Raw genomic sequence first — 21963 nt, 5'->3', positions numbered from 1 at the left:
TTACCGTCGGCCCACGCAACGAGAACAACCATCGACAAGCCCTTGAGCAAATATCCGTATCCCATTCCGAGCCGCGAAGAAATTCTCGGCGTGCTGCGAACGAGCGACGCACCGCTCGCCGCGAACGACATCGCCGAAGCGCTGTCGATCAAGCGACAGGAACGCGAGGGATTCTTCCGGCGCGTCGCCGCGATGGAGCGCGACGGACAGATCCGGCTCGACAAGCGCGGTCACTACCAGCTCACGCATCCGTCGAACTTCGTCGCCGGGCGCGTGCAGGGCCATCGCGACGGCTACGGCTTCGTGATCCGCGACGACGGCCAGGACGACCTGTTCCTCCCGAACGGCGAAATGCAGAAGGTGATGCACAGCGACCGCGTGCTCGCGCGAATCGTCGGCTACGACCGCCGTGGCCGGCCGGAAGGGCACGTCGTCGAGGTCACCGAGCGCGCGAACAAGCGCGTGATCGGGCGCCTGCTGAACGAGAACGGCGCGCTGATCGTCGCGCCCGAGGACAAGCGCATCGGCCACGACATCCTCGTCACGCAGAACGCGAAGAAGGCGAAGGTCGGGCAGGTCGTCGTCGTCGAGCTGACCGACTTCCCGAGCCGCCACTCGCAACCGCTCGGCCGCGTGACCGAGGTGCTCGGCGACATCGACGATCCCGGCATGGAGATCGAGATCGCGGTGCGCAAGTACGGCGTGCCGCACGAATTCGGCCAGGCCGCGCTCGACGACGCGGCCGCGCTGCCGGACAAGGTGCTGCCGAACGATCTGCGCTTTCGCGTCGACCTGCGCGACGTGCCGCTCGTCACGATCGACGGCGAAGACGCGCGCGACTTCGACGACGCCGTCTACTGCGAGCCGGTCAAGGTCGGCCGCGGCGACGGCTTCCGGCTGATCGTCGCGATCGCGGACGTGTCGCATTACGTGCAGCCCGGCAGCGGGCTCGACGGCGACGCGGTCGAGCGCAGCACGTCGGTCTACTTCCCGCGCCGCGTGATCCCGATGCTGCCGGAGAAGCTGTCGAACGGGCTCTGCTCGCTGAATCCGCAGGTCGACCGCTGCGTGCTCGCGTGCGACATGGTCATCACCGCGCGCGGCGAGATCAAGGCGTACCAGTTCTACCCGGCGGTGATCCACTCGGCTGCGCGGCTCACGTATACGGAAGTCGCCGCGGTGCTGTCGAACACGAAAGGCCCCGAGGCCGCGCGCCGCGCGGAGCTGCTGCCGCACCTGCAGAATCTGTACGGCGTGTACAAGGCGCTGTTCGCCGCGCGCCAGAAGCGCGGCGCGATCGACTTCGACACGACCGAGACCTACATCGTCTGCAACACGCAGGGCAAGATCGAGCAGATCGTGCCGCGCCAGCGCAACGACGCGCACCGGCTGATCGAGGAATGCATGCTGGCCGCGAACGTCTGCGCGGCCGACTTCCTGAAGCGCAACAAGCATCCGGGCCTGTACCGCGTGCACGCGGGGCCGACCGCCGAAAAGCTCGAAAACCTGCGCGCGTTCCTGCGCGGGATGGGCCTGACGCTCGGCGGCGGCGACTCGCCGCACGCGAGCGACTACGCGGCGCTGATGGCGCAGATCCGCGACCGGCCCGACGCGCAGATGCTGCAGCCGATGCTGCTGCGCTCGATGCAGCAAGCGGTCTACAGCCCGGACAATATCGGCCACTTCGGCCTCGCGTACGAGGCGTACGCGCACTTCACGAGCCCGATCCGCCGTTATCCGGATCTGCTCACGCACCGTGCGATCTACGCGATCCTCGCGGGCCGCAAGTACGCGCCGAAGGCGCCCGACGGCGTCGCCCTGAACACCGCGCTGTCGCCGCGCGCACGCGCGATGCAGCAGGCCGACGACGAAGCGCACAGCCGCACGCGCCCGAACACCGCGATCTGGGAAGAGCTCGGGCTGCACTGCTCGGCGAACGAGCGCCGCGCGGACGAAGCGTCGCGCGACGTCGAGGCGTGGCTCAAGTGTTACTTCATGCGCGACAAGCTCGGCGAGGAGTACGGCGGGATGGTGAACGGCGTCACGTCGTTCGGGATCTTCGTGCAGCTCGACACGCTGTTCATCGAAGGGCTCGTGCATGTGACGGAGCTCGGTTCCGACTACTTCCAGTACGACGAGATCAAGAACGAGCTGCGCGGCGAGCGCACCGGCATCCGCTACCGGCTGTCGGACCGCGTGCGCGTGCAGGTGAGCCGCGTCGATCTCGACGCGCGCAAGATCGACTTCCGCCTCGTGCGCGATACGCCGGTGAAGGCGCCGCGTCCGGCGAATCCGGCTGCCGCGCCGGGCGGCGGCGTCGAGCGCGGCGGCAGCCCGCGCGTGCGCGCGCTGCCGGCCGACGATTCGCCGCATCGCAAGCACGCGGCGAGCGCGCCGACCGCGGCGGTCAAGGAGGCGCGCGCGGCGCGCGCCGCCGCCGCGAGGAAGAAGGGCGCGGCGCCGAAGCCGGCCACGAAGAAGGCGCGCGTGCACAAGAAGCATTGAAATTGATGAGCGCGGACGGTGCATGCCGTCCGCCGTATCGCGTCGCCGCGCCACCGGCTTCGGCCGTCGAGCGCGGCGTTTTCCGTTTCCATGGATGGCGGCCGTGCGTTGCGCGGCCGCGTTTGATCGAAGGTTGTTCCAGTCATGTCACGTCTGAAGGTTCTTTACGGTTTTCATGCGGTGACCGCGCGCTTGCGGCACGATGCGTCGACGATTGCGGAGGTGCTGTACGACCAGACGCGCCGCGACCGCCGCATGCAGGATTTCCTGCACACCGCGAAAGAGGCGGGCGTGCGGCTGATCGCGGCCGACGAGACGCGTCTCTGGGGGCTCGCGCATACCGAGCGCCATCAGGGCGTCGTCGCGCGCGTCGAGGACATTCCGCTCGCGCAGAACCTGGCCGAACTGCTCGACGGGATTCACGGGCCGGCGCTGCTGCTCGTGCTCGACGGCATCACCGATCCGCACAATCTCGGCGCGTGCCTGCGCGTGGCCGACGCGGCCGGCGCGCACGCGGTGATCGCGCCGCGCGACCGCGCGGTCGGCCTGAACGCGACCGCCGCGAAGGTCGCGAGCGGCGCCGCCGACACGGTCCCGTACATCACGGTGACGAACCTCGCGCGTGCGCTGCGCGAGCTGAAGGAAGCGGGCGTGTGGATCGTCGGCACGTCCGACGACGCGCGCGCCAGCGTCTACGAGACGAAGCTCGACGGCCCGGTCGCGATTGTGATGGGCGCCGAAGGGGAGGGCATGCGGCGCCTGACGCGCGACACCTGCGACGAGGTGATGAACATCCCGATGGCGGGCAGCGTCGAAAGCCTGAACGTGTCGGTCGCGTCGGGCGTGTGCCTGTACGAGGCAGTGCGGCAGCGGCGCGCGAAGGCCTGAGGGCCGCCTGACACGATTGCACACGTTTGCGCGCTATACCGTCGGCGTGCACGCCATCCCACTCCAGTAAACTAGCGGTTTTCCGCTATCTGACAGCTTCGAATGCCATGACTCAAGACGAACTCAAACGCCTCGTCGGCCAGGCGGCCGCCGATTACGTGATCCAGCACGTGCCGGAAGGCTCGGTGATCGGCGTCGGCACCGGCTCGACCGCCAACTGCTTCATCGACGCGCTCGCGACGGTCAAGTCGCGCTATCGCGGCGCGGTATCGAGCTCGGTCGCGACGACCGAGCGCCTGAAGGCGCACGGCATCGCGGTGTTCGATCTCAACGAGATCGAATCGCTGCAGGTCTACGTCGACGGCGCCGACGAGATCGACGCGAGCGGCGCGATGATCAAGGGCGGCGGCGGCGCGCTGACGCGCGAGAAGATCGTCGCGTCGGTCGCCGATACGTTCGTCTGCATCGCCGACGGCAGCAAGCGCGTGCCGGTGCTCGGCGCGTTCCCGCTGCCGGTCGAGGTCGTGCCGATGGCGCGCACCGCGATCGGCCGGCGCATCGCCGCGCTCGGCGGCGTGCCAGTGCTGCGCGTGACGAAGGACGGCGCGCCATACATCACCGACAACGGCAACGAGATCCTCGACGTGAAGGGCTTGCGGATTACCGAGCCGCGCGCGCTCGAGGCGCAGATCAACGGCTGGCCGGGCGTCGTGACGGTCGGCCTGTTCGCGTCGCGCGGCGCGAACCTGTGCCTGCTCGGCACCGAGCACGGCGTCGAGACGATCGCGTATTCGCACAGCTGAGCGCACGGTTGAGCGCGCGGCGCATTCGACGCCGCGCGCTCCCGGGCCCGGAACGCGCGCCACGCGCTTTCCGGGTTTTTTTTGGAGATTTATAAGTCAGTTGAATCGAAAGAGGGATAACCCTGTCAGGTGTATACCAGATAGCGGAATGGCCTGGAAACCAATCAACTTATAGATCATAAGAACATACGTCGTAACCAGGGCCGGCGGAACTGCTGAGCAGGTTTTCGCGAACAGACGCACGGGGAGGTGTCATGGAGCAGGGAAAGGACCGGTCACTGGTCGCCAAAGTGATGGATGGGCTTGTCACGGGCATTGTCGAGGACAAGTACGGCGGCATCCTGCCGCCACAGGACGTGCTGTCGAAGGATTTCGACGTCAGTCGCACGGTGATGCGCGAGGCGCTGTCGATGTTGCTCGCGCGCGACATGCTCGATGTTCGGCCGAAGGTCGGCACGCGCATCCGGCCGATGCGCGACTGGCGGATGATCGACGAGGACGTTGTCAGCTGGCGCTTCCGCGCGAAGCCCGACCCGCAGTTCATGCGGGACGTGATCGAATTCCGGATGCTGATCGAGCCGCGCGCGACCGCGCAGGCCGCGGTGCGCGCGAGCGCGGCCGAGATCGCCGGCATCCGCGAGGCGTTCGACGCGTTCAAGCCGCTGCAGCCGGGGGAGGCCGGCTATGACGCGGCCGACGAACTGCTGCATACGCGGATCGTCCAGGCAAGCGGCAACCAGTTCTTCCAGCAGATGGCCGCGATCGTGCGCGGCGCGGTGCGGCTCGTGAATCCGCGCGTCGCGCAGCAGGACAACGCGTACGCGCGGTCGCTCGCCGCGCATGCGCGCGTCGTCGAGGCGATCGAGCGGCGCGATCCACGCGAGGCCGAAGCGGCCGCGCTCGCGCTGATCGACTTCGGCGCCGACGAAATCTCGCGCGATTTCTCGGTCGAGGTGCCCGCGCGCGCCTGACGCCCGCGCGCTTTGTTGGTCCGGATCCGGCTGGCCGTTTATCATGACGGCCGGCCGGCGCTGTGTCGGCCATCGACCACGGAATTCCGGATGAGCGAACTCGATCCACGGCCGGTCCGCTTCGGCATCGTCGGCGCGGGCAGCATTGCCCATCGCTTCGCGCGCAGCCTCGCGCATGTGCGCGGCGCGGTGCTCGCCGGCGTCTGGGCGCGCCGCGCGCAAGCCTGCGCCGCGTTCTGCGCGGAACACGGCGGCACGCCCGCCGCGAGCCTCGACGCGCTGCTCGCGAGCGGCGTGGACGCGATCTACGTCGCGACGCTGAACGACAGCCACGCGCAATACGCGCTCGCGGCGATCGCGGCCGGCAAGGCGGTGCTCTGCGAAAAACCCGCGATGATCAACGCGGCGCAGCTCGACGCCGTGCTGCGTGCCGCGCGCGACGCGCGCGTGCTGTTCATGGAGGCGATGAAGCCGCCGTTCTACCCGCTGTACCGGAAGTTGCGCGCGCATCTGGCTGACGATCCGATCGGCGAGATCCGGCTCGTGCGGGCCGGCTGCGCGTCGTCGACGGTGCCGGACGATCATCCGGTCTACCGCTTCGAGCAGGCGGGCGGCGCGCTGCTCGACATCGGCATCTACGAGATGTTTCTGGCGGTCGACTGGCTCGGCGCGGCGCTCGACGTGCAAACGTTTGGCCGCGTCGGCGCGACCGGCGTCGACGTATTCGCGAGCGTGAACAGCCGCCACGCGCGCGGCGGCGTCGCCCAGCTCTTCTGCGGGCTCGACGTGCACGGGCGCGGCGACGCGCTGCTCGCGGCGGCGCTCGGGCACGTGACGATCCACGAAAACTGGTGGGACCCGGCGCGCGCGACGATCCGCTACGCGGACGGGCGTGTCGTCGAACTCGACGAGCCGTTCGACGGCGGCGGCCTCAACTACGAGACCGAGCATTTCTGCGCGCTACTGCGCGCGGGTGAGATCGAGAGCCCGGTGATGACGCACGATCACTCGCGACGGATGATCGCGATGACCGACGCGGCGCGCGCGGCGCTCGGCGTGCGCTATCCGATGGAGTGACGCGCCGCGCGGCGGCTCAGTGCCGGCCCGGCAGCGCGAGCCGTTTCTCGTACCAGCGCTGCACCCATTCGAGGATCTGGCACAGCACCCAGTACACGGCCGCGGCGGCGAGATAAAGCGGCAGCGGCTGGTAGGTCGACGCGATGATTTCCTGCGCGCTGCGCAACAGCTCGGTCACGGTGATCACCGACACGAGCGACGTGTCCTTGATCAGGCTGATCAGGCTGTTCGACAGGCTCGGCACCGCGATGCGCAGCGCCTGCGGGCCGATCACGTAGCGCAGCGTCTGCGTCCACGACAGCCCGAGGCTGTACGCGGCGAGCCACTGGCCGCGATGGATCCCGTTGATCGCGCCGCGCATGCTCTCGGACAGGTACGCGGCGACGTTCGCGGACAGCGCGATCACGCCGGCGGGCGTCGGGTCGAGCTCGATGCCGAGGCTCGGCAGCCCGTAATAGATCACGAAGATCTGCACGAGCAGCGGCGTGCCGCGCATCACGCTGATGTATGCACGCGAGACCGACGCGAGCGCGTCGACGCAGAAGCGCTTGAAGCCGACGAGCCCGTCGCTCTGGCGAATGCCCATCATCGCGAGCACGACCGCGCCGAGCAGGCCGAACACCATCGACAGCACGGCGAACTTGACGGTCAGCGCGGCGCCCTGCGCGAGGACGGGCAGCGACTGGACGAGCAGGGTGGTGGTCGACATGAACGGCGGATCGGGTACGGGCGCCGCTTACTTCGCGGGTTTCGTCACGTCGATGCCGAACCACTTGTCCGAGATCTTCGCGAACGTGCCGTTGGCGTCGAGCTGCGCGATCGCGTCGTCGATCGCCTTCTCGAACTTCGGATTGCCCTTCTTGAACGGGATGCCGGACGCATTGCCGGGGCCGACGTTCGCGCCGGTGCGAAGCGGCAGCTGCGAATTCTTCAGCAGGTACGCGAGCATCAGGCGATCGTTCAGCGCCGCGTCGAGCCGGCCGGCCGCGAGATCGCGCAGATACTCGGGCGCGCCCGGGTAGGTCTTCACGTCGACGCCCGGCACCGACTTCGCCATGTCCATGTAGTTCGTGCCGAGACCGACGCCGAGCTTCTTGCCCTTCAGATCGTCCAGCGACTTGAACGCGCGCGTGTCGTCCTTGCGCTGGATCAGTTGCGCGTTCGAGTACGTGTACGGCGTCGAGAAGTCGAGCACTTCCTTGCGCTTGTCGGTGATGCCGACCTGGTTGACGATCACGTCGAACTTGCCCGCCTGCAGGCCGGCGATGATGCCGCTCCATTCGGTCGTGACGAACTCGGGCTTCACGCCGAGCTTCGCGGCGATCGCCTTCGCGACGTCGACGTCGAAGCCGACGAGCTGGCCGTCCGGCGCCTTCGAGTTGAACGGCGGGAACGTGCCTTCGAGGCCGACGCGCAGCGTGCCGCGCTGCTTCACTTCGTCGAGGAGGTCGGCCGCATGCGCGGTCGCGGCGGCGAGCGAGGCGCCGATCAGGCCGGCGACCATCAATTTCTTCAGCAGCGCAATTTTCATCTTGTCTCTGTCCTTGTCCGGTTCGGGGCGATAGGTTTCGGTCGATAGGTTTCAGTCGATATATCCGCGTTGATGATAGCGAAAACGCAATCGACCGATAAATATCGTTTGTTTATTTCTATATTACGACGCCCGATCGCGAGCGATCGCGCGCACGCAGTCGGCGACCAGCGCCGGGCCGCGGTAGATGAAGCCCGTGTAGAGCTGGACGAGCGACGCGCCGGCAGCGAGTTTCGCACGCGCGTCCTCGCCGGAAAAGATGCCGCCGACCCCGATGATCGGCACCGCGCTGCCGAGCTCCGCGTGCAGCTTGCGGATCACTTCGTTCGACGCGTTGAACACCGGGCGCCCGGACAGGCCACCCGCTTCGTCCGCGTGCGGCAGGCCCTGCACCGCGTCGCGCGACAGCGTCGTGTTGGTCGCGATCACGGCTTCGATCTGGTGGCGCAGCAGCGTGTCGGCGATCGCCTTCACCTGCTCGTCGTCGAGATCGGGCGCGATCTTCAGCGCGAGCGGCACGAGCTTGCCGTGCAGATCGGCGAGACGCTGCTGCTTGTCCTTCAGCGCGGCGAGCAGCGCGTCGAGCTCGCCCGCGCCCTGCAGCTGGCGCAGGTTCTTCGTGTTCGGCGACGAGATGTTGATCGTCACGTAGCTCGCGAACGGATACACGCGCTCGAGGCAGTACAGGTAATCGTCGGCCGCGCGCTCGATCGGCGTGTCGGCGTTCTTGCCGATGTTCAGGCCGAGCACGCCGCGATAGCGGGCCGCCTGCACGTTCTTCACGAACTGGTCGACGCCCTGGTTGTTGAAGCCCATCCGGTTGATCAGCGCTTCGGCCTGCGGCAGCCGGAACATCCGCGGGCGCGGATTGCCGGGCTGCGGGCGCGGCGTGACCGTGCCGACCTCGATGAAGCCGAAGCCGAGCGCCGCGAGGCCGTCGATCGCCGCGCCGTCCTTGTCGAGGCCGGCCGCCAGGCCCACCGGGTTACGGAACTCGATGCCCATCACGGTGCGGGGCGCGTCGGGCACGTGCGCGGACAGCATGCACGCGAGGCCGGTGCGGCCGGCCATGCCGAGCGCTTGCAGCGTCAGGTGGTGGGCGTCTTCCGCATCCATCTTGAACAGGGATGCGCGGGCGAGCGGGTAGAGGGAACTGAACACGGGAGATGGACGGACAGCCGGAAATGGGATAACCCGCCATTTTACAGGCAGTTGCGCAAGCGGGGCCGGGTTCGCTGTTCGACAGGTTCAGACGGTGCCGGAATGGCCGCCGGGCAGCGGCGCGCGCGCGAACGCCGCGTCGACGGGCGGCAGATCGACGTGCTGCGGATCGAGCACCTTCCAGCGCCCGTCGACGAGCCCCTCGAGCGGCCGGAAGTTCGCCTTGTACGCCATCTTCTGGCTTTCGCGGATCCAGTAGCCGAGATAGACGTACGGCAGCCCGAGGCTCTTCGCCTGCTCGATCTGCCACAGGATGTTGTAGGTGCCGTAGCTCGTATGCGGATCGTCCGGCTCGAAGAACGTGTAGACGGACGACAGCCCGTCGCCGAGGATGTCGATCATGCTGACCATCCGCAGCGTGCCTGGCTCGCCGCCGGGCGCGCCGGGATCGCGGAATTCGACGAGCCGCGAGTTGATCCGGCTCTGCAGCAGGAACTGCTCGTACTGGTCGCGGCTGTCGCGATCCATGCCGCCGCCCGCGTGGCGCGCCGACTGATAGCGCATGTAGAGCGCGTAATGCTCCTCGTCGTAGTGGAGCGGCGACACGTTCGCGACGAGCCCGCGATGCCGCTTCCACATCCGCCGCTGCGTGCGGTTCGGCGCGAACTCGGCGACCGGCACGCGCACCGGGATGCACGCGCGGCAGCCGTCGCAGTACGGCCGGTACGTGAACACGCCGGAACGGCGGAAGCCGGCCTTCACGAGTTCGGTGTAGAGATCGGAATTGATCAGGTGGCTCGGCGTCGCGACTTGCGAGCGCGCGACGCGGCCGTCCAGATAACTGCACGGGTACGGGGCCGTTGCATAGAACTGCAACGCCGAAAGCGGTGAAAGCGGCAGCTCAGTCGGGTGAGTCATGGGCAGCTCTCGATGCAGGGGTAAGGCCGCTTCAGCGCCCGTTGCCGTGCGGGCCCGCGGATTCGCCGCGGTGTGCGAGCCGGGCGAGCGCGCCCTTGTCGAACTGCCACGGAATCGGCGGCTCGGCCACCGCGCGGCGCACGTGGGCGATGAACGCGCTGCGTGCGATCTCGCGGCCACCGAGCGACGCTAGATGCGACGTATTTTGCTGGCAGTCTATCATTTCCAGCCTGTGCTCGCGTAGATGCCCGACGAGCGCGGCGAGCGCGATTTTCGACGCGTCGCTGACGTCCGCGTACATCGATTCACCGAAGAACATTCGCCCGAACGCGACGCCGTACAGCCCGCCGACGCGCCGTCCGTCGTGCCAGGTCTCGATGCTGTGCGCGTGGCCGGAGCGGAACAGCGCGGAATACGCATCGATGATCTCCGCGGTGATCCACGTGCCGCGCTGGCCGCGGCGCGGCGACTGCGCGCAGGCGCGCATCACGCCGGCGAAATCGAAATCGACGCGGACCTCCCAGTTCGGCTCGCGCAGCACGCGCTTCAACGTCTTCCTCAGCGACGGCGACACCTTGAACTCGTCCGGCACGAGGATCATCCGCGGGTCGGGGCTCCACCACAGCACCGGCTGTCCGTCGGAATACCACGGGAAGATGCCGCGCCGGTACGCATCGGCGAGTCGCCACGGCAGCAGGTCGGCGCTCGCGGCGAGCAGCCCCGGCGCGCCGCTCATGGCCCCGAGCGCACGCTCGACGGGCGGAAACGGATCGTCCAGGCCGAGCCAGGGAACCATCGCCGCGGCGCTCAGCCGTTGCGCAGCGAGCGGAAGATGTCGCCGGTGTGAACGCCGTAGTCGCCGGCTTCGCGATCGGCGAAGAAGAAGCGCAGGGTCTGGCTGACGGTCGGGAACGCGATTTCGTCCCACGGGATGTCCGCTTCGTCGAACAGGCGCACCTCGAGGCTCTCCTCGCCGGCCGCGAAATCCGCGTCGTTCAGCCGCGCGAGATAGAACAGGTGCACCTGATGCACGTGCGGCACGTTCAGCAGCGTGAACAGGCTCTGCACCTCGACGCGCGCGCCGGCCTCCTCGAGCGTCTCGCGCGCGGCGGCCTCGGCGGTCGTCTCGCCCATCTCCATGAAACCGGCGGGCAGCGTCCAGTAGCCGTAGCGCGGCTCGATCGCGCGGCGGCACAGCAGCACCTGGTTGCCCCAGACAGGGACCGTGCCGACGACGTTGCGCGGGTTCTGGTAGTGGATCGTGCCGCACTGATCGCAGACGAAGCGCTCGCGGTTGTCGCCGGGCGGGATGCGCGCGACGACTTCGTGGCCGCAGACGGAGCAGAATTTCATGTCGGAAGGCGAAGACGAGGTGATGCGAGTGTATCACCGGGGCGGGGCTTTCTCGAATGGTTGTCCGGCGCCGGCCGGGGCATGATCATGGATTGGCGGGCGCGGCGCGCCCGGACATCGGCCGTTCTTCAATCAAGGAGCGCAAAAAACATGGCGAGGGACTGGAAGCACCGGTATGCGTTTACCAACGGCATCCGCATGCATTACGTCGACGAGGGCACGGGCCCGCTCGTGCTGCTGTGCCACGGCTGGCCCGAATCGTGGTTTTCGTGGCGGCACCAGATCGGGCCGCTCGTCGACGCCGGTTACCGCGTCGTCGCGATGGACCAGCGCGGCTACGGCCTCACCGACGCACCGCAGGCGACGGATGCGTATCACGTGCTCAATCTCGTCGGGGATCTGGTCGGGCTCGTGCGCGCGCTCGGCGAGGAGGAGGCGACGCTCGTCGGCCACGACTGGGGCTCGGTGGTCGTGCAGTACGCGTCGCTGCTGCGGCCGGATCTGTTCAGGAAGCTGGCGCTGCTGAGCGTGCCGTACGTGCCGCGCCACAAGGTGCGCCCGGCGGTGCGCTTCGACATCGCGACGCAGGAGCGGCATTTCTACCAGCATTACTTCCAGGAGCCGGAGCGGGCCGAGCGGGAGTTCGAGCTCGACATCCGGCGCTCGCTGCTCGGCGTGCTGTACACGGCGTCCGGCGACGCGCAGCTGCACGACGCGCACCGGCGCGCGAGCCTCGCGCGCTTCGACAAGACGACGCGCCTGATCGACAATCTCGCGGTTCCGGACACGCTGCCCGAGTGGCTGCCGGCCGACGAGCTGGACTACATCGTCGAACTGTTCCGGACGTCGGGGTTCCGCGGCGGCATCAACTGGTACCGGAATCTCGACCGGAACTGGGAGCTGACGCCGTTCCTCGACGGTGCGCGCATCATGCAGCCGACGACCTTCATTGCCGGCGAACTCGACGGCGTGCTGAAGATGACGAAGGACGATTACGAGAATCTTCCACGCACGGTGCCGAACCTGCGGGGGAACCATCTGATTCCGCTCGGCGGGCATTTCATCCAGCAGGAAAAGCCGGCCGAGGTGACCCGGCTGCTGCTGTCGTTCCTGGGCGAGCGATAGCGGGGCGCATGGCAGGCCGCGTTTGGCATGCGCCGGCTTGCCGCATGCCAAACGCGCGCGATCGAAACGAAACCGGGGAAAATCAGCGCCCGGACCGACGTTTTAGCAGTGGTTGAACCACCAAGCGCGACGTCGCCCACACGATCACCATTGCGATCACCAGAGACACCCCGAACATGAATGCGATCGCTATGTCTTCATCCTGCTCGCCACCGATGGATCCGAACAGATTGAAGAGCCAGGAAAAGAAACGGGAGCCGGACGGGCCGTTGAGCCAGTTGACGAATGCGTCGGAGTTGTACAGCCACGGGCCAATGATATAGGCGACCAGCAGTGCCGCCAGGGCATGCGCCGCCACCTTACCGATCCGTTTCATCGAACCTCCAAGATGCCGAAGTAGCGCATGGTGGTTCCGGGTATTGTGCCTGCCGGGTTTGCCAGCAGGTAGGTCCGCAACCGGTCAAAGTCCGATTGATTCGATAGCGTGATGCATCCCTCGCTGAGCCGTTGCCGGCCGGCGGGATGAAGCCGGAAATTTCCACGCTTGACCCCGTTGATGAACGTCCAATCATCGATCACGCCATCGTTACGGTATAGAGCGAACCAAGTCGATCGATTGGCGTTGGAAAACCGATCCTTTACAGCGTCGTACAGCCACCCCAGGTGGCCCCCGCTTTCCCGTGAAACGATGTAGTACCGGCCCTTCGGCAACGGGCCATCGTTTTTCCGGTCAGTCGCCTTTGGGTCGCCCGTGTATTGTCCGCGACCGGAGAAGGCGGGAAACGCCATATTCCCACAGCGCAGGGTTCCCATCGGGAGACCATTCAAGACAAACGAACATCGTGTTACCGGCATCGCCAGCCCTCGGAATCATTGTTGTATTTGTACGATTATTCCATGTCGCCGCACCGTTTTTTTTGATTTGGGCCAAGCCTGCCTAGCGCGCGTCGCAGGTCGGTTCGAGCATTTCGAGCAGTGCGTAGGGTAGTTCAGGTCAGTATCCGGAAAGCAAAAAAGCCCTGATTTCTGCGTGAAATCAGGGCTTTCGGGAATGCTTGGTTGCGGGGGTAGGATTTGAACCTACGACCTTCGGGTTATGAGCCCGACGAGCTGCCAGACTGCTCCACCCCGCGTCCGTCGAAGAAATGAATTATAAGGACAAACCCGAATCCATGCAAGACCTTTTCGACAATCGGCTTACCGGCCGGTGCGGCGGGCGCGTGCGCTAGAATCGTGCGGTTTGCGTCGTCACCCGCAGCGGAGCGCGTACGGATCGGGCTCCGGCTGTGTCTTCTATTCGCACTGACTGGATTCATGGATATCGCTCACGATCTGCAATCGATCGGCGCGCAGGAACAGGCGCTCGTCTTTCTCAATTTCGACGCGGCCCGCGCATGGGCGCTCGGCAACCGGCTCCATGCGCTCGCGACCGAGCGCGGCCACGCGATCGCGATCGACGTCGTCACGTTCGGCCAGCCGCTCTTCTTCGCCGCGCTCGCGGGCACGACGCCGGACAACGTCGACTGGGTACGCCGCAAGCGCAACGTCGTCGCGCATTTCCGCCGCAGCTCGTACGCGGTCGGCCTGCGCATGCAGCAGGCCGGCACGACGCTCGACGCGAAGCACGGCCTCGCGCTCGCCGATTATGCGCCGCACGGCGGCGCGTTTCCACTGACCGTCGCGGGCACCGGCGTCATCGGCTCGATCACGGTGTCGGGGCTGCCGCAGCGTGCGGATCACGAATTCGTCGTCGAGGCGCTGTGCGCGGAACTCGGCCGCGACTACGCAGCGCTTGCGCTCGCGAGGAGCTGACCGATGCGACTCCCCGGATTCGCCTGGCTCGCGATCGCGATCGTCGCCGAAGTGGTCGCCACGTCCGCGCTGCGCGCGGCGGACGGCTTCACGCGCGTGTGGCCGTCGCTGATCGTCGTCGTCGGCTACGCAATTGCGTTCTACTGCCTGTCGATCACGCTGCGGACGATGCCGGTCGGCATCATCTACGCGGTCTGGTCGGGCGCGGGCATCCTGCTGATCACGCTCGTCGCGATGCTGCTGTATCGCCAGATGCCGGACGTGCCCGCGATGATCGGCCTGTCGCTGATCGTCGCGGGCGTCGTCGTGCTGAACCTGTTTTCGAAGATGCAGGCGCATTGAACTTCACCCGATCCTTCCCATGACCGATTCGACCGTTGATACCCACCAGCCCGACGTGCGCGCGTTCGTCGCGAACCGCATCGGCTTTCTCGAACTGAACCGGCCGAAGGCGCTCAACGCGCTGTCGACCGGCATGATCGACGCGCTGCACGCGGCGCTCGACGCGTGGCGCGACGACGCCGATGTGCTCGCGGTCGTCATATACAGCCCGCATCCGCGCGCGTTCTGCGCGGGCGGCGACGTGCGCTTCTTCCACGATGCGTACCAGCGCGGCGAGCGCGACACGATCGACACGTTCTTCATCGGCGAGTATTCGCTGAATCACGCGATCTTCTCGTATCCGAAGCCCTACATCGCGCTGATGAACGGCGTCGTGATGGGCGGCGGGATGGGCATCTCGCAGGCCGCGCGGCATACGGGCGGGCTGCGCGTCGTCACCGACTCGACGAAGCTCGCGATGCCCGAGACGCGCATCGGCCTGTTCCCCGACGTCGGAATGAGCTGGTTTCTCGCGCGCACGCCGGGCGCGATCGGCCGCTATCTCGCGGTCACCGGCGCGACGCTCGACGCGGCCGGCGCGATCTACGCGGGCCTCGCCGACGTCTATCTGCCCGACGCCGCGCTGCCCGCGCTCGTCGACGCGCTGCATCGCGAGCGGTTCGCGCGCGGCGAAGACGTCGTCGCGTACGTCGCCGACGCGGCCGCCGCGCACAAGGTCGTGCCGACGCCGGACACGTCGGCGCTCGCCGGCGCGCGCGCGGGCATCGACCGGCATTTCGCCGAGCCGGACCTCGTCGCGATCCTCGCGTCGCTCGATGCGGAAACCGACTGCGCGGCCATCGACGCATGGGTCGAGAAGGCCGGCCATGCGATTCGCGCGCAACTGTCGCCGCTATCGATGGCCGTGTCGCTCGAAGTCGTCGAGCGCGCGCGCGGCGCGACGATGGCCGACTGCCTGCGACGCGACCTCGACCTGACGCGCTCGACGTTCGCGCAAGGCGATGTGATCGAGGGCGTGCGCGCGCTGATCGTCGACAAGGATCAGCAGCCGAGCTGGCGCTTCAAGTCGGTCGCGGACGTGCGCCGCGCCGACGTGCTCGCGATGTTCGACAGCCCGTGGACACCGGACACGCATCCGCTGCGGAATCTGAAGGACTGAAGGGAAACGGCCCGGCGCATTGCCTCAGGCGATGCGCCGGGTCAGCGGCCGCCGGGCCGGCTCAATCGTCTCCGGCATCGTCGGACATGAACGCGCGCATGAACACGAGCGATCCCCAGCCCCAGGCCGCGTTCGCGGCGAAGCCGACCGTCAGCGGCGGCAGCATGTTGCCGCCCGGCCAGATCCCGCGCAGCGGATCGATCGCGAACACGCGCGCCACGGTGAGCACGATCCCGCCGAATACGAGCGCGCCGATCCACGGCGCGGGGCGCTGTGGCGCGACGCGCAGCAGCCACGCCATCGGAATGGCCCAGCACGCGCTCATCAGCGCGTTCGCGACGAATTCGGGAATGCCGAGCGGCGCGAACGGCTGCGTGGAAAAGCCCGCCGCGTCTATCACGCTCGCGGCGTGCAGCAGCGCGAGCGCGGCTTCGTGGAAGAACAGGGCGGCAAGAAAGCCGGACAGAAACGGCAGGATGATTTTCTGCATCGTTGGTACCGTGTAGCGGCGCGGCCGGCGCCGATCGTGCGTCGTCGTTCGGACGGGTGCGTCATTATAGGGTCGCTAGCGTCGCCAGGGCCGCTTTCGCCGGGAATCGCGGCGACGGCGCACTAAAGCGCGCTAAGCACGAAAGCGGAAAACCTAAGCTCGAAAAAATCGTTCCGCCGTCCGGCGCCGGTCCCTAGACTGATTTCCCGGAATGCACCGCGCGGCGCGCGTGCTCGCCCGCCGCGCGGCCTGACCGGCGAGGCATCCCGATTCGATCTCAACCGCACCGATGCGTGCGTCGCCTGGACGACGCGCGCAGGGGCATCCTTTTGCCCGAATTCCGGCCACGACAGTCAACGCAGGAGCTGCACATGAAGGTGTTCTGGTTCATTCCCACGCACGGCGACAGCCGCTATCTCGGCACCGCCGAAGGCGCGCGCGCCGCCGACTACGATTACTTCAGGCAGATCGCCGTCGCGGCCGACACGCTCGGCTACGAAGGCGTGCTGCTGCCGACCGGCCGCTCGTGCGAGGACGCGTGGGTCGTCGCGTCGAGCCTGATTCCGGCGACCCGCCGCCTGAAGTTCCTCGTCGCGGTGCGGCCCGGGATCGCGTCGCCGGGACTGTCCGCACGGATGGCGGCGACGTTCGACCGGCTGTCCGGCGGACGCCTGCTGATCAACGTCGTGACGGGCGGCGACGCCGCCGAACTCGAAGGCGACGGCCTGTTCGCCGATCACGACACGCGCTACGAAATCACCGACGATTTCCTGCACATCTGGCGCGGGCTGCTCGCCGCATCGCACGACGGCGCGGCGTTCGACTACATCGGCAAGCACCTGAAGTCGAAGGGCGGCCGCGCGCTCTATCCGCCGGTGCAGCGCCCGCATCCGCCGCTGTGGTTCGGCGGCTCGTCGCCGGCCGCGCATGCGATCGCGGCCGATCACGTCGACACCTATCTGACCTGGGGCGAACCGCCCGAAGCCGTCGCGAAGAAGATCGCCGACATTCGCGCGCGTGCCGCCGCGCGCGGCCGGCAGATCCGGTTCGGGATCCGGCTGCACGTGATCGTGCGCGAGACCGAGGACGAAGCGTGGGCCGACGCGCAGCGCCTGATCAGCCGCGCCGACGACGCGACGATCGCGCGTGCGCAGCAGGCGTTCGCGGGCATGGACTCGGAAGGGCAGCGACGGATGGCCGCGCTGCACGGCGGAAGGCGCGGCGGCCGCGCGGAGCTCGAAGTGTATCCGCACCTGTGGGCGGGCGTCGGTCTCGTGCGCGGCGGCGCGGGCACCGCGCTCGTCGGCAATCCTGAGCAGGTCGCGGCGCTGATGCGCGAATACGAGGCGCTCGGCATCGACACGTTCATTCTGTCCGGCTATCCGCACCTCGAGGAGTCGTACCGGTTCGCGGAGCTCGTGTTCCCGCTGATCAACGGCAACGGTACCGCGAACGCGAACGCGAACGCGAGCGGCTCGTTCGGCGAGGTCGTCGGCAACAGCTATCTGCCGAAGACGGCGCAGCGCTGACGCACGGAGATGACGCAATGACGACGAAAATCCGGAACGCGGGCGGCGTGGCCGCCCGTGCGTGGCGCGTCACGGCGCCTTGGGTCGTGCCGGCCGCGCTCTTCGTCGCGTGGGCGTTCGCGGCGCGCGCGGGCTGGCTGTCGACGCGCGTGCTGCCGGCGCCGCTCGCGGTCGTGCGCGCGACGTTCGCGCTCGTCGAATCCGGCGAGCTGTGGGACGACGTGAAAATCAGCACGTGGCGCGCACTGTCGGGCTTCGCGATCGGCGGCGGCTTCGGCCTCGCGCTCGGTCTCGCGACCGGGCTGTCGAAGGCCGCCGAGACCGCGCTCGATTCGACGATCCAGATGATCCGCAACATCCCCGCGCTCGCGATGATTCCGCTCGTGATCCTGTGGTTCGGCATCGACGAGCGCGCGAAGCTGTTCTTCGTCGCGCTCGGCGTGTTCTTCCCGATGTACGTGAACACGTATCACGGGATCCGCTCGGTCGACACGAATCTGATCGAGATGGCGAAAAGCTACGGGCTGCGCCGCTTCGCGCTGTATCGCGACGTGATCCTGCCGGGCGCGCTGCCGTCGATTCTCGTCGGCGTGCGCTTCGCGCTCGGGCTGATGTGGGTGATGCTGATCGTCGCGGAGACCATCTCCGCGCAGTCGGGCATCGGCTACATGACGATGAATGCGCGCGAATTCATGCAGACCGACGTGGTGCTCGTCGGCATCCTGCTGTACGCCGCGCTCGGCAAGCTCGCCGACGTGCTCGCGAAAGCGCTCGAGCGCGCGACGCTGCGCTGGCATCCGGCGTATCAACCTGGAGCGAACAGATGACGGTAACGACTTCGGCGGCCGGCTACGGGCCGCTTTCCGGCGCGGATCTCGACGCGGAATTCGCGCAGGCGCGCGTGGCGGATGCCGCCGCGCGCGATGCGGCGATCCACGAGCGCGACGGCGGTGCGGCGATCGTGCCGTTCAGGCGCAGCGCGGCGGCGGGCACGCCCGCACGGGACGATGCGGTGACGCTCGCGGGCGTCAGCAAGCGCTTCGGCGCGCGCACGGTGCTCGACGACGTGCATCTCGGCATCGAGCGCGGCAGCTTCGTCGCGATCGTCGGCCGCAGCGGTTGCGGGAAATCGACGCTGCTGCGCGTCGTCGCCGGGCTCGACGCGCCGAGCGACGGCACGCTCGTCACGCGCGGCGCGTCGGGCGGCGTGCTCGACACGCGGATCATGTACCAGGACGCGCGGCTGCTGCCGTGGAAGACGGTGCTGCAGAACGTGATGCTGGGGCTCGGCCGGCACGCGCGCGATGATGCGCGCGCGGTGCTCGACGAGGTCGGGCTGCTCGAGCGGGAGAACGACTGGCCCGCGCAGCTGTCCGGCGGCCAGCGGCAGCGTGTCGCGCTTGCGCGGGCGCTCGTGCATCGGCCCGAGTTGCTGTTGCTCGACGAGCCGCTCGGCGCGCTCGATGCGCTCACGCGGATCGAGATGCACGCGCTGATCGAGCGCCTGTGGCGCGAACATCGGTTCACTGCGCTGCTCGTCACGCATGACGTGCAGGAGGCGGTCGAGCTCGCGGATCGCATCCTGCTGATCGAGCAGGGGCGTATCGCGCTCGATCAACACGTACCGCTCGAGCGGCCGCGCGCGCGGGCATCGGCAACGTTCGCGGCGCTCGAGGATCGCGTACTGACGAGGGTGCTCGCGCGCGAGGCGTCGGCCGAGTTCGAGACGGCGCGGACGGTCGCGGCCGCGCGCGACGAGCGGCGGTTCGAGCGGATTCGCTGGGCCGTTTGAACACCGGGTTCGGCAGGTCGTGTCCGGACGGTGCGGGGCGCCGTCCGTTTTCAGATATCTTTTTCGGAGCGGAAACCAATGAGCATTACCGCAATCAACGTGCGCAATCAGTTCAAGGGGAAGGTGAAGGAGATCATCCGCGGATCGGTGGTGTCCGAAGTCGACGTCGAGACGCCGTTCGGGATCGTCACGTCGGTGATCACGACGCGCTCGGTCGACGAACTCGAATTGAAGGTCGGGGCGGAGGTCGTCGCGCTGGTGAAGTCGACGGAGGTGTCGATCGCGCGGCTGTGACGGGCGAGGGCGCCGCGAAAGCGGCGCCTGCGCGACCGCCGGAAAGCAAAAAGCCCAATTACACCGCGCCGCTTCACGATTTTTGTCCGATCGTAGACGCGCGCCGTGGTCGCGGGGTTGGCGTGCAGATCGGGCAGTGCTCCGCGTTGGGCCTAGTGCCGGGTGACGTAGTAGGCCCGCAGATCGTGGAACGTGAACCGCGTCCCAATGACCTTTTCCTTCAGCGCGACCGCCATCAGCTTCGACCACATCGCCTTGAATCCCTCTGGCGTGTAGTGTGTGGTGTAGCATTGACTGCATCGGCGTGTGAAAAGCGGGAGCCACTCGTCGAGCACCGTGACGGCGTAAGCGCCACGGCCGGGTGCCGATTCGACGTGCACGTAGTCGACAACGCCGCAAGCTGCGGTCTCCGCGTCGGCGCGCACGGTGCGCCAGTGCTGATGCTTCACCCACTTCCCATCGAGACAGACGATGCGTTCATCCCATTGAGCCAAAGCGACCTCGCAAGCCTTCGGGAATGCCGTCGCGTCATGGTGGCCGCGCGCCCAGCATTGAATCTGGCAGCTATCGTGTGCCGCATAGGCGATCTCGACTTCGATCGGTGCGTTCGTCGCCATGGTTCGCTTCTCAAGAGATTTGGGTACTTGGCTGCGAGCAACTTAGAAACTTGAAAAAAATGTTAGGTAGTTGCATGCCGCTCAAAATCACCAAGGAGGAACCATCATGTCGCACCGATTTCACCTTGCCGGCCGCTACGAAGGCCGCGAACTGGATTCCATTGCCCGCAAAGCCGATGGCGGTTTCAAACTCGTTGCTCAACTGGCTCGCATGATTGGCGCGCGTACGTGGACGCTGGTCAAAATCGAGCATTCGGAAACGATCTACCCGGACAGGGAAGCGGCACACGCCGCGTCACGCGCTGCCCTCAAGTTGGCAATCGACGGCGGATTCGCGTAAGCATCTGCATCGAATCGTCGTTGGCTTCCGGCACTTCCATTACGGAGATGGCATGACTACCGTCCTAAGCATTCGCGTGTTCGATCCAAAGCAAGGCACGCGTGACGGCTTGGAATTCAAGGCCGAGATTAACAAGAAGGAGCGCCGCTGCTTCATATCCGGTACGGCGCTTGCCATTCTTGGGCGAGGTATTCAAGGTGAGCGGGAGGATATTTTCGACGTCCGCGCCATGAATATCGCCCTCATCGTTTCTCGAAAGGCCGAGTCCGCGCAGGAAGGTGCCGAAATATCCATCAATAGCTTGGACGTGCCTGACGCAGGGTAACTTGACGGTGCCATCGGGGAGGGGGTAATTCAGCTCATGCGAGTCGGCCTCCCTAAAAAGGCGTGGCTGGACGGCTCCATTGGCATAGACCACGTCGAGCACACCATTGCCGGTAGGCCCGTCGCCCTCCGCATCCCTGCGGCCAGGTCTGTGCGGCGATCAGTTCGCGAATCCGCGCTTCATCCTCGGAGTCGATTATGTCGATCAGCGGGCGCCCGGTAGCGCGAGAGATGGCCTCGGAGGTATGACCAAAGTCCATCCCCAGTGAATAGTGGCGGCGCACGGCGGAATCATGACGTAGCTGCGGGCTGTTCCGAATCTGCCTCCGCCGAATCTTCCGCATCGAAGAGCGCGGCGGCGAGTTCTTGCTGAATGGACATTGCTTTCAAAGACGTCCAAACGGAAACGAGAACACAAATTGACGCCCACGCGGCGAGCGCGATGATGGCGTACCGGACATCGATGGGCCCGGTAGAAATCAGTTTTGGTGCAATCGTAAGCTCGGCAAGTTTCTTCACCATACCAAGGATTCCGATCATCACGATGCCTATGCCCCCATAGACCAGGTACATGAGGGAAGTGCTTCTATGTCGCATTTCCTGTTGGAACCACCACTCGCGAAGCGTGTGATTTTTGCGGAGTGCGCGAACCCTGGAAGCAAACCGGGCTCTCGACGCCGCTGTTCGCGACGACCACGCGGAAAAGCCCATTGCCGCAAGCTTGTCGAGCCCCTTTCGAACGTAGTCGGAAACAATCTTCAGCGCGACCGCGCCGACAACCGCTGTCGCCCACCAAGTAGGGGATCCAAGGTCACTGAGGGTCACGATTGGTCTCCGAACAAGTGCAAAAAAAGCCCGCTCAGAGGCGGGCTTTTTTCAAATTCCCAATTTGGGAATTTTTGCACTGTGCATCCATTCAGTATGCGGCACTA

General features: G+C 66.8%; 26 protein-coding genes and 1 tRNA gene. 15 read left to right on the top strand and 12 right to left on the bottom strand.

Annotated elements, in window-relative coordinates; all coding sequences use genetic code 11:
• Positions 1-42 precede the first annotated feature (42 nt).
• The 5 genes from rnr to HZI36_RS19195 all read left to right on the top strand — a co-directional run bounded on the left by rnr (position 43) and on the right by HZI36_RS19195 (position 6244).
• The gene (gene rnr / locus HZI36_RS19215) at positions 43-2505 is read left to right on the top strand and encodes a ribonuclease R (RefSeq protein ID WP_179404240.1); all 2463 of its coding nucleotides are present in this window, start codon (positions 43-45) and stop codon (positions 2503-2505) included.
• Positions 2506-2649: 144 nt separating this feature from the next.
• The gene (gene rlmB, locus HZI36_RS19210; protein ID WP_179404239.1) at positions 2650-3393 is read left to right on the top strand and encodes a 23S rRNA (guanosine(2251)-2'-O)-methyltransferase RlmB; all 744 of its coding nucleotides are present in this window, start codon (positions 2650-2652) and stop codon (positions 3391-3393) included.
• A gap of 107 nt (positions 3394-3500) precedes the next feature.
• A complete protein-coding gene (rpiA, locus tag HZI36_RS19205) occupies positions 3501-4196 on the top strand; it encodes a ribose-5-phosphate isomerase RpiA (RefSeq protein ID WP_179404238.1) in 696 nt (231 codons plus the stop codon).
• Between the two features lie 254 nt (positions 4197-4450).
• Positions 4451-5167, top strand: coding sequence for a FadR/GntR family transcriptional regulator (locus HZI36_RS19200; RefSeq protein WP_179404237.1), 717 nt, complete (start codon positions 4451-4453; stop codon positions 5165-5167).
• 90 nt (positions 5168-5257) lie between these two features.
• On the top strand, positions 5258-6244 hold the full coding sequence (locus HZI36_RS19195; protein ID WP_179404236.1) for a Gfo/Idh/MocA family protein: 987 nt from the start codon (positions 5258-5260) through the stop codon (positions 6242-6244).
• A 16-nt stretch (positions 6245-6260) separates the two neighbouring features.
• Here HZI36_RS19195 and HZI36_RS19190 read toward each other — a convergent pair whose 3' ends face one another.
• The 6 genes from HZI36_RS19190 to HZI36_RS19165 form a co-directional block, all read right to left on the bottom strand.
• Positions 6261-6953, bottom strand: a complete 693-nt coding sequence (locus HZI36_RS19190; RefSeq protein WP_179404235.1) for an amino acid ABC transporter permease — start codon at positions 6951-6953, stop codon at positions 6261-6263.
• Positions 6954-6980: 27 nt separating this feature from the next.
• Positions 6981-7775 (bottom strand): cystine ABC transporter substrate-binding protein, encoded by a 795-nt coding sequence (locus HZI36_RS19185; RefSeq protein ID WP_179404234.1) that lies wholly within the window; start codon positions 7773-7775, stop codon positions 6981-6983.
• Between the two features lie 123 nt (positions 7776-7898).
• The gene (locus HZI36_RS19180; RefSeq protein ID WP_179404233.1) at positions 7899-8936 is read right to left on the bottom strand and encodes a quinone-dependent dihydroorotate dehydrogenase; all 1038 of its coding nucleotides are present in this window, start codon (positions 8934-8936) and stop codon (positions 7899-7901) included.
• 87 nt (positions 8937-9023) lie between these two features.
• On the bottom strand, positions 9024-9854 hold the full coding sequence (locus HZI36_RS19175) for an arginyltransferase (protein WP_179404232.1): 831 nt from the start codon (positions 9852-9854) through the stop codon (positions 9024-9026).
• 31 nt (positions 9855-9885) lie between these two features.
• Positions 9886-10650, bottom strand: a complete 765-nt coding sequence (gene aat / locus HZI36_RS19170; protein ID WP_179404231.1) for a leucyl/phenylalanyl-tRNA--protein transferase — start codon at positions 10648-10650, stop codon at positions 9886-9888.
• Positions 10651-10661: 11 nt separating this feature from the next.
• Positions 10662-11207: an NUDIX hydrolase gene (locus tag HZI36_RS19165; RefSeq protein ID WP_179404230.1), complete on the bottom strand. Its 546-nt coding sequence runs from the start codon at positions 11205-11207 to the stop codon at positions 10662-10664.
• A gap of 150 nt (positions 11208-11357) precedes the next feature.
• Here HZI36_RS19165 and HZI36_RS19160 point away from each other — a divergent pair, with 150 nt between their 5' ends.
• Positions 11358-12332 (top strand): alpha/beta fold hydrolase, encoded by a 975-nt coding sequence (locus tag HZI36_RS19160; protein ID WP_179404229.1) that lies wholly within the window; start codon positions 11358-11360, stop codon positions 12330-12332.
• An 82-nt stretch (positions 12333-12414) separates the two neighbouring features.
• On the opposite strand, the gene HZI36_RS19155 is transcribed toward HZI36_RS19160, so the two are convergent.
• The 3 genes from HZI36_RS19155 to HZI36_RS19145 all read right to left on the bottom strand — a co-directional run bounded on the left by HZI36_RS19155 (position 12415) and on the right by HZI36_RS19145 (position 13465).
• Positions 12415-12708: a hypothetical protein gene (locus HZI36_RS19155; protein WP_179404228.1), complete on the bottom strand. Its 294-nt coding sequence runs from the start codon at positions 12706-12708 to the stop codon at positions 12415-12417.
• Positions 12705-13187 carry a DUF2778 domain-containing protein gene (locus HZI36_RS19150; protein WP_179404227.1) on the bottom strand — a complete coding sequence of 161 codons (483 nt, stop codon included), beginning with the start codon at positions 13185-13187 and terminating at the stop codon, positions 12705-12707. The genes HZI36_RS19155 and HZI36_RS19150 overlap by 4 nt, the downstream gene beginning before the upstream one ends.
• Positions 13188-13388: 201 nt before the next feature.
• Positions 13389-13465, bottom strand: a tRNA-Met gene (locus HZI36_RS19145).
• Between the two features lie 181 nt (positions 13466-13646).
• On the opposite strand from HZI36_RS19145, the gene HZI36_RS19140 reads away from it, so the two are divergent.
• From HZI36_RS19140 to HZI36_RS19130, 3 genes are read left to right on the top strand one after another with little or no spacing between them, the layout of a single operon-like run.
• Positions 13647-14144 carry a heme-degrading domain-containing protein gene (locus tag HZI36_RS19140; RefSeq protein ID WP_179404226.1) on the top strand — a complete coding sequence of 166 codons (498 nt, stop codon included), beginning with the start codon at positions 13647-13649 and terminating at the stop codon, positions 14142-14144.
• A gap of 3 nt (positions 14145-14147) precedes the next feature.
• Positions 14148-14486, top strand: coding sequence for a DMT family transporter (locus HZI36_RS19135; protein ID WP_179404225.1), 339 nt, complete (start codon positions 14148-14150; stop codon positions 14484-14486).
• Between the two features lie 19 nt (positions 14487-14505).
• Positions 14506-15645: an enoyl-CoA hydratase/isomerase family protein gene (locus HZI36_RS19130; RefSeq protein ID WP_179404224.1), complete on the top strand. Its 1140-nt coding sequence runs from the start codon at positions 14506-14508 to the stop codon at positions 15643-15645.
• Positions 15646-15706: 61 nt separating this feature from the next.
• Here HZI36_RS19130 and HZI36_RS19125 read toward each other — a convergent pair whose 3' ends face one another.
• A complete protein-coding gene (locus HZI36_RS19125; protein WP_179404223.1) occupies positions 15707-16135 on the bottom strand; it encodes a hypothetical protein in 429 nt (142 codons plus the stop codon).
• A 371-nt stretch (positions 16136-16506) separates the two neighbouring features.
• On the opposite strand from HZI36_RS19125, the gene ssuD reads away from it, so the two are divergent.
• The 4 genes from ssuD (at position 16507) to HZI36_RS19105 (ending at position 19750) form a co-directional block, all read left to right on the top strand.
• Complete coding sequence (gene ssuD, locus HZI36_RS19120; RefSeq protein WP_179404222.1) at positions 16507-17664, top strand: FMNH2-dependent alkanesulfonate monooxygenase; 1158 nt, start codon at positions 16507-16509, stop codon at positions 17662-17664.
• Positions 17665-17681: 17 nt separating this feature from the next.
• A complete protein-coding gene (ssuC, locus tag HZI36_RS19115; protein WP_179404221.1) occupies positions 17682-18491 on the top strand; it encodes an aliphatic sulfonate ABC transporter permease SsuC in 810 nt (269 codons plus the stop codon).
• On the top strand, positions 18488-19456 hold the full coding sequence (locus HZI36_RS19110) for an ATP-binding cassette domain-containing protein (protein ID WP_179404220.1): 969 nt from the start codon (positions 18488-18490) through the stop codon (positions 19454-19456). The genes ssuC and HZI36_RS19110 overlap by 4 nt, the downstream gene beginning before the upstream one ends.
• A 78-nt stretch (positions 19457-19534) precedes the next feature.
• Positions 19535-19750 (top strand): TOBE domain-containing protein, encoded by a 216-nt coding sequence (locus HZI36_RS19105; RefSeq protein ID WP_006476104.1) that lies wholly within the window; start codon positions 19535-19537, stop codon positions 19748-19750.
• Between the two features lie 152 nt (positions 19751-19902).
• On the opposite strand, the gene HZI36_RS27045 is transcribed toward HZI36_RS19105, so the two are convergent.
• Positions 19903-20367, bottom strand: a complete 465-nt coding sequence (locus HZI36_RS27045; protein WP_246327134.1) for a hypothetical protein — start codon at positions 20365-20367, stop codon at positions 19903-19905.
• Between the two features lie 106 nt (positions 20368-20473).
• Here HZI36_RS27045 and HZI36_RS19095 point away from each other — a divergent pair, with 106 nt between their 5' ends.
• Both HZI36_RS19095 and HZI36_RS19090 read left to right on the top strand, forming a co-directional pair.
• Complete coding sequence (locus HZI36_RS19095) at positions 20474-20707, top strand: hypothetical protein (protein ID WP_179404219.1); 234 nt, start codon at positions 20474-20476, stop codon at positions 20705-20707.
• Positions 20708-20759: 52 nt separating this feature from the next.
• Positions 20760-21032 carry a hypothetical protein gene (locus tag HZI36_RS19090; RefSeq protein ID WP_179404218.1) on the top strand — a complete coding sequence of 91 codons (273 nt, stop codon included), beginning with the start codon at positions 20760-20762 and terminating at the stop codon, positions 21030-21032.
• Positions 21033-21322: 290 nt separating this feature from the next.
• Here HZI36_RS19090 and HZI36_RS19085 read toward each other — a convergent pair whose 3' ends face one another.
• A complete protein-coding gene (locus tag HZI36_RS19085; protein WP_179404217.1) occupies positions 21323-21856 on the bottom strand; it encodes a hypothetical protein in 534 nt (177 codons plus the stop codon).
• Between the last annotated feature and the right edge of the window lie 107 nt (positions 21857-21963).

Origin of the sequence: Burkholderia guangdongensis (assembly GCF_013403875.1) — a bacterium.
Lineage (GTDB): Bacteria > Pseudomonadota > Gammaproteobacteria > Burkholderiales > Burkholderiaceae > Burkholderia > Burkholderia guangdongensis.
The sequence above is the reverse complement of the archived record's forward strand: the minus strand, read 5'-3'. Positions and strand labels throughout refer to the sequence as shown.

Coding starts and splice junctions, on each gene's coding strand:
- HZI36_RS19090 (WP_179404218.1), top strand. CDS start 20,760: ATGACTACCGTCCTAAGCATTCGCGTGTTCGATCCAAAGCAAGGCACG.
- HZI36_RS19165 (WP_179404230.1), bottom strand. CDS start 11,207: ATGAAATTCTGCTCCGTCTGCGGCCACGAAGTCGTCGCGCGCATCCCG.
- ssuD (WP_179404222.1), top strand. CDS start 16,507: ATGAAGGTGTTCTGGTTCATTCCCACGCACGGCGACAGCCGCTATCTC.
- HZI36_RS19135 (WP_179404225.1), top strand. CDS start 14,148: ATGCGACTCCCCGGATTCGCCTGGCTCGCGATCGCGATCGTCGCCGAA.
- HZI36_RS19195 (WP_179404236.1), top strand. CDS start 5,258: ATGAGCGAACTCGATCCACGGCCGGTCCGCTTCGGCATCGTCGGCGCG.
- rpiA (WP_179404238.1), top strand. CDS start 3,501: ATGACTCAAGACGAACTCAAACGCCTCGTCGGCCAGGCGGCCGCCGAT.
- HZI36_RS19190 (WP_179404235.1), bottom strand. CDS start 6,953: ATGTCGACCACCACCCTGCTCGTCCAGTCGCTGCCCGTCCTCGCGCAG.
- HZI36_RS19175 (WP_179404232.1), bottom strand. CDS start 9,854: ATGACTCACCCGACTGAGCTGCCGCTTTCACCGCTTTCGGCGTTGCAG.
- HZI36_RS19200 (WP_179404237.1), top strand. CDS start 4,451: ATGGAGCAGGGAAAGGACCGGTCACTGGTCGCCAAAGTGATGGATGGG.
- HZI36_RS19125 (WP_179404223.1), bottom strand. CDS start 16,135: ATGCAGAAAATCATCCTGCCGTTTCTGTCCGGCTTTCTTGCCGCCCTG.
- HZI36_RS19160 (WP_179404229.1), top strand. CDS start 11,358: ATGGCGAGGGACTGGAAGCACCGGTATGCGTTTACCAACGGCATCCGC.
- HZI36_RS27045 (WP_246327134.1), bottom strand. CDS start 20,367: ATGGCGACGAACGCACCGATCGAAGTCGAGATCGCCTATGCGGCACAC.
- HZI36_RS19140 (WP_179404226.1), top strand. CDS start 13,647: ATGGATATCGCTCACGATCTGCAATCGATCGGCGCGCAGGAACAGGCG.
- aat (WP_179404231.1), bottom strand. CDS start 10,650: ATGGTTCCCTGGCTCGGCCTGGACGATCCGTTTCCGCCCGTCGAGCGT.
- HZI36_RS19110 (WP_179404220.1), top strand. CDS start 18,488: ATGACGGTAACGACTTCGGCGGCCGGCTACGGGCCGCTTTCCGGCGCG.
- HZI36_RS19155 (WP_179404228.1), bottom strand. CDS start 12,708: ATGAAACGGATCGGTAAGGTGGCGGCGCATGCCCTGGCGGCACTGCTG.
- ssuC (WP_179404221.1), top strand. CDS start 17,682: ATGACGACGAAAATCCGGAACGCGGGCGGCGTGGCCGCCCGTGCGTGG.
- rlmB (WP_179404239.1), top strand. CDS start 2,650: ATGTCACGTCTGAAGGTTCTTTACGGTTTTCATGCGGTGACCGCGCGC.
- HZI36_RS19095 (WP_179404219.1), top strand. CDS start 20,474: ATGTCGCACCGATTTCACCTTGCCGGCCGCTACGAAGGCCGCGAACTG.
- HZI36_RS19130 (WP_179404224.1), top strand. CDS start 14,506: ATGACCGATTCGACCGTTGATACCCACCAGCCCGACGTGCGCGCGTTC.
- HZI36_RS19105 (WP_006476104.1), top strand. CDS start 19,535: ATGAGCATTACCGCAATCAACGTGCGCAATCAGTTCAAGGGGAAGGTG.
- HZI36_RS19150 (WP_179404227.1), bottom strand. CDS start 13,187: ATGCCGGTAACACGATGTTCGTTTGTCTTGAATGGTCTCCCGATGGGA.
- HZI36_RS19185 (WP_179404234.1), bottom strand. CDS start 7,775: ATGAAAATTGCGCTGCTGAAGAAATTGATGGTCGCCGGCCTGATCGGC.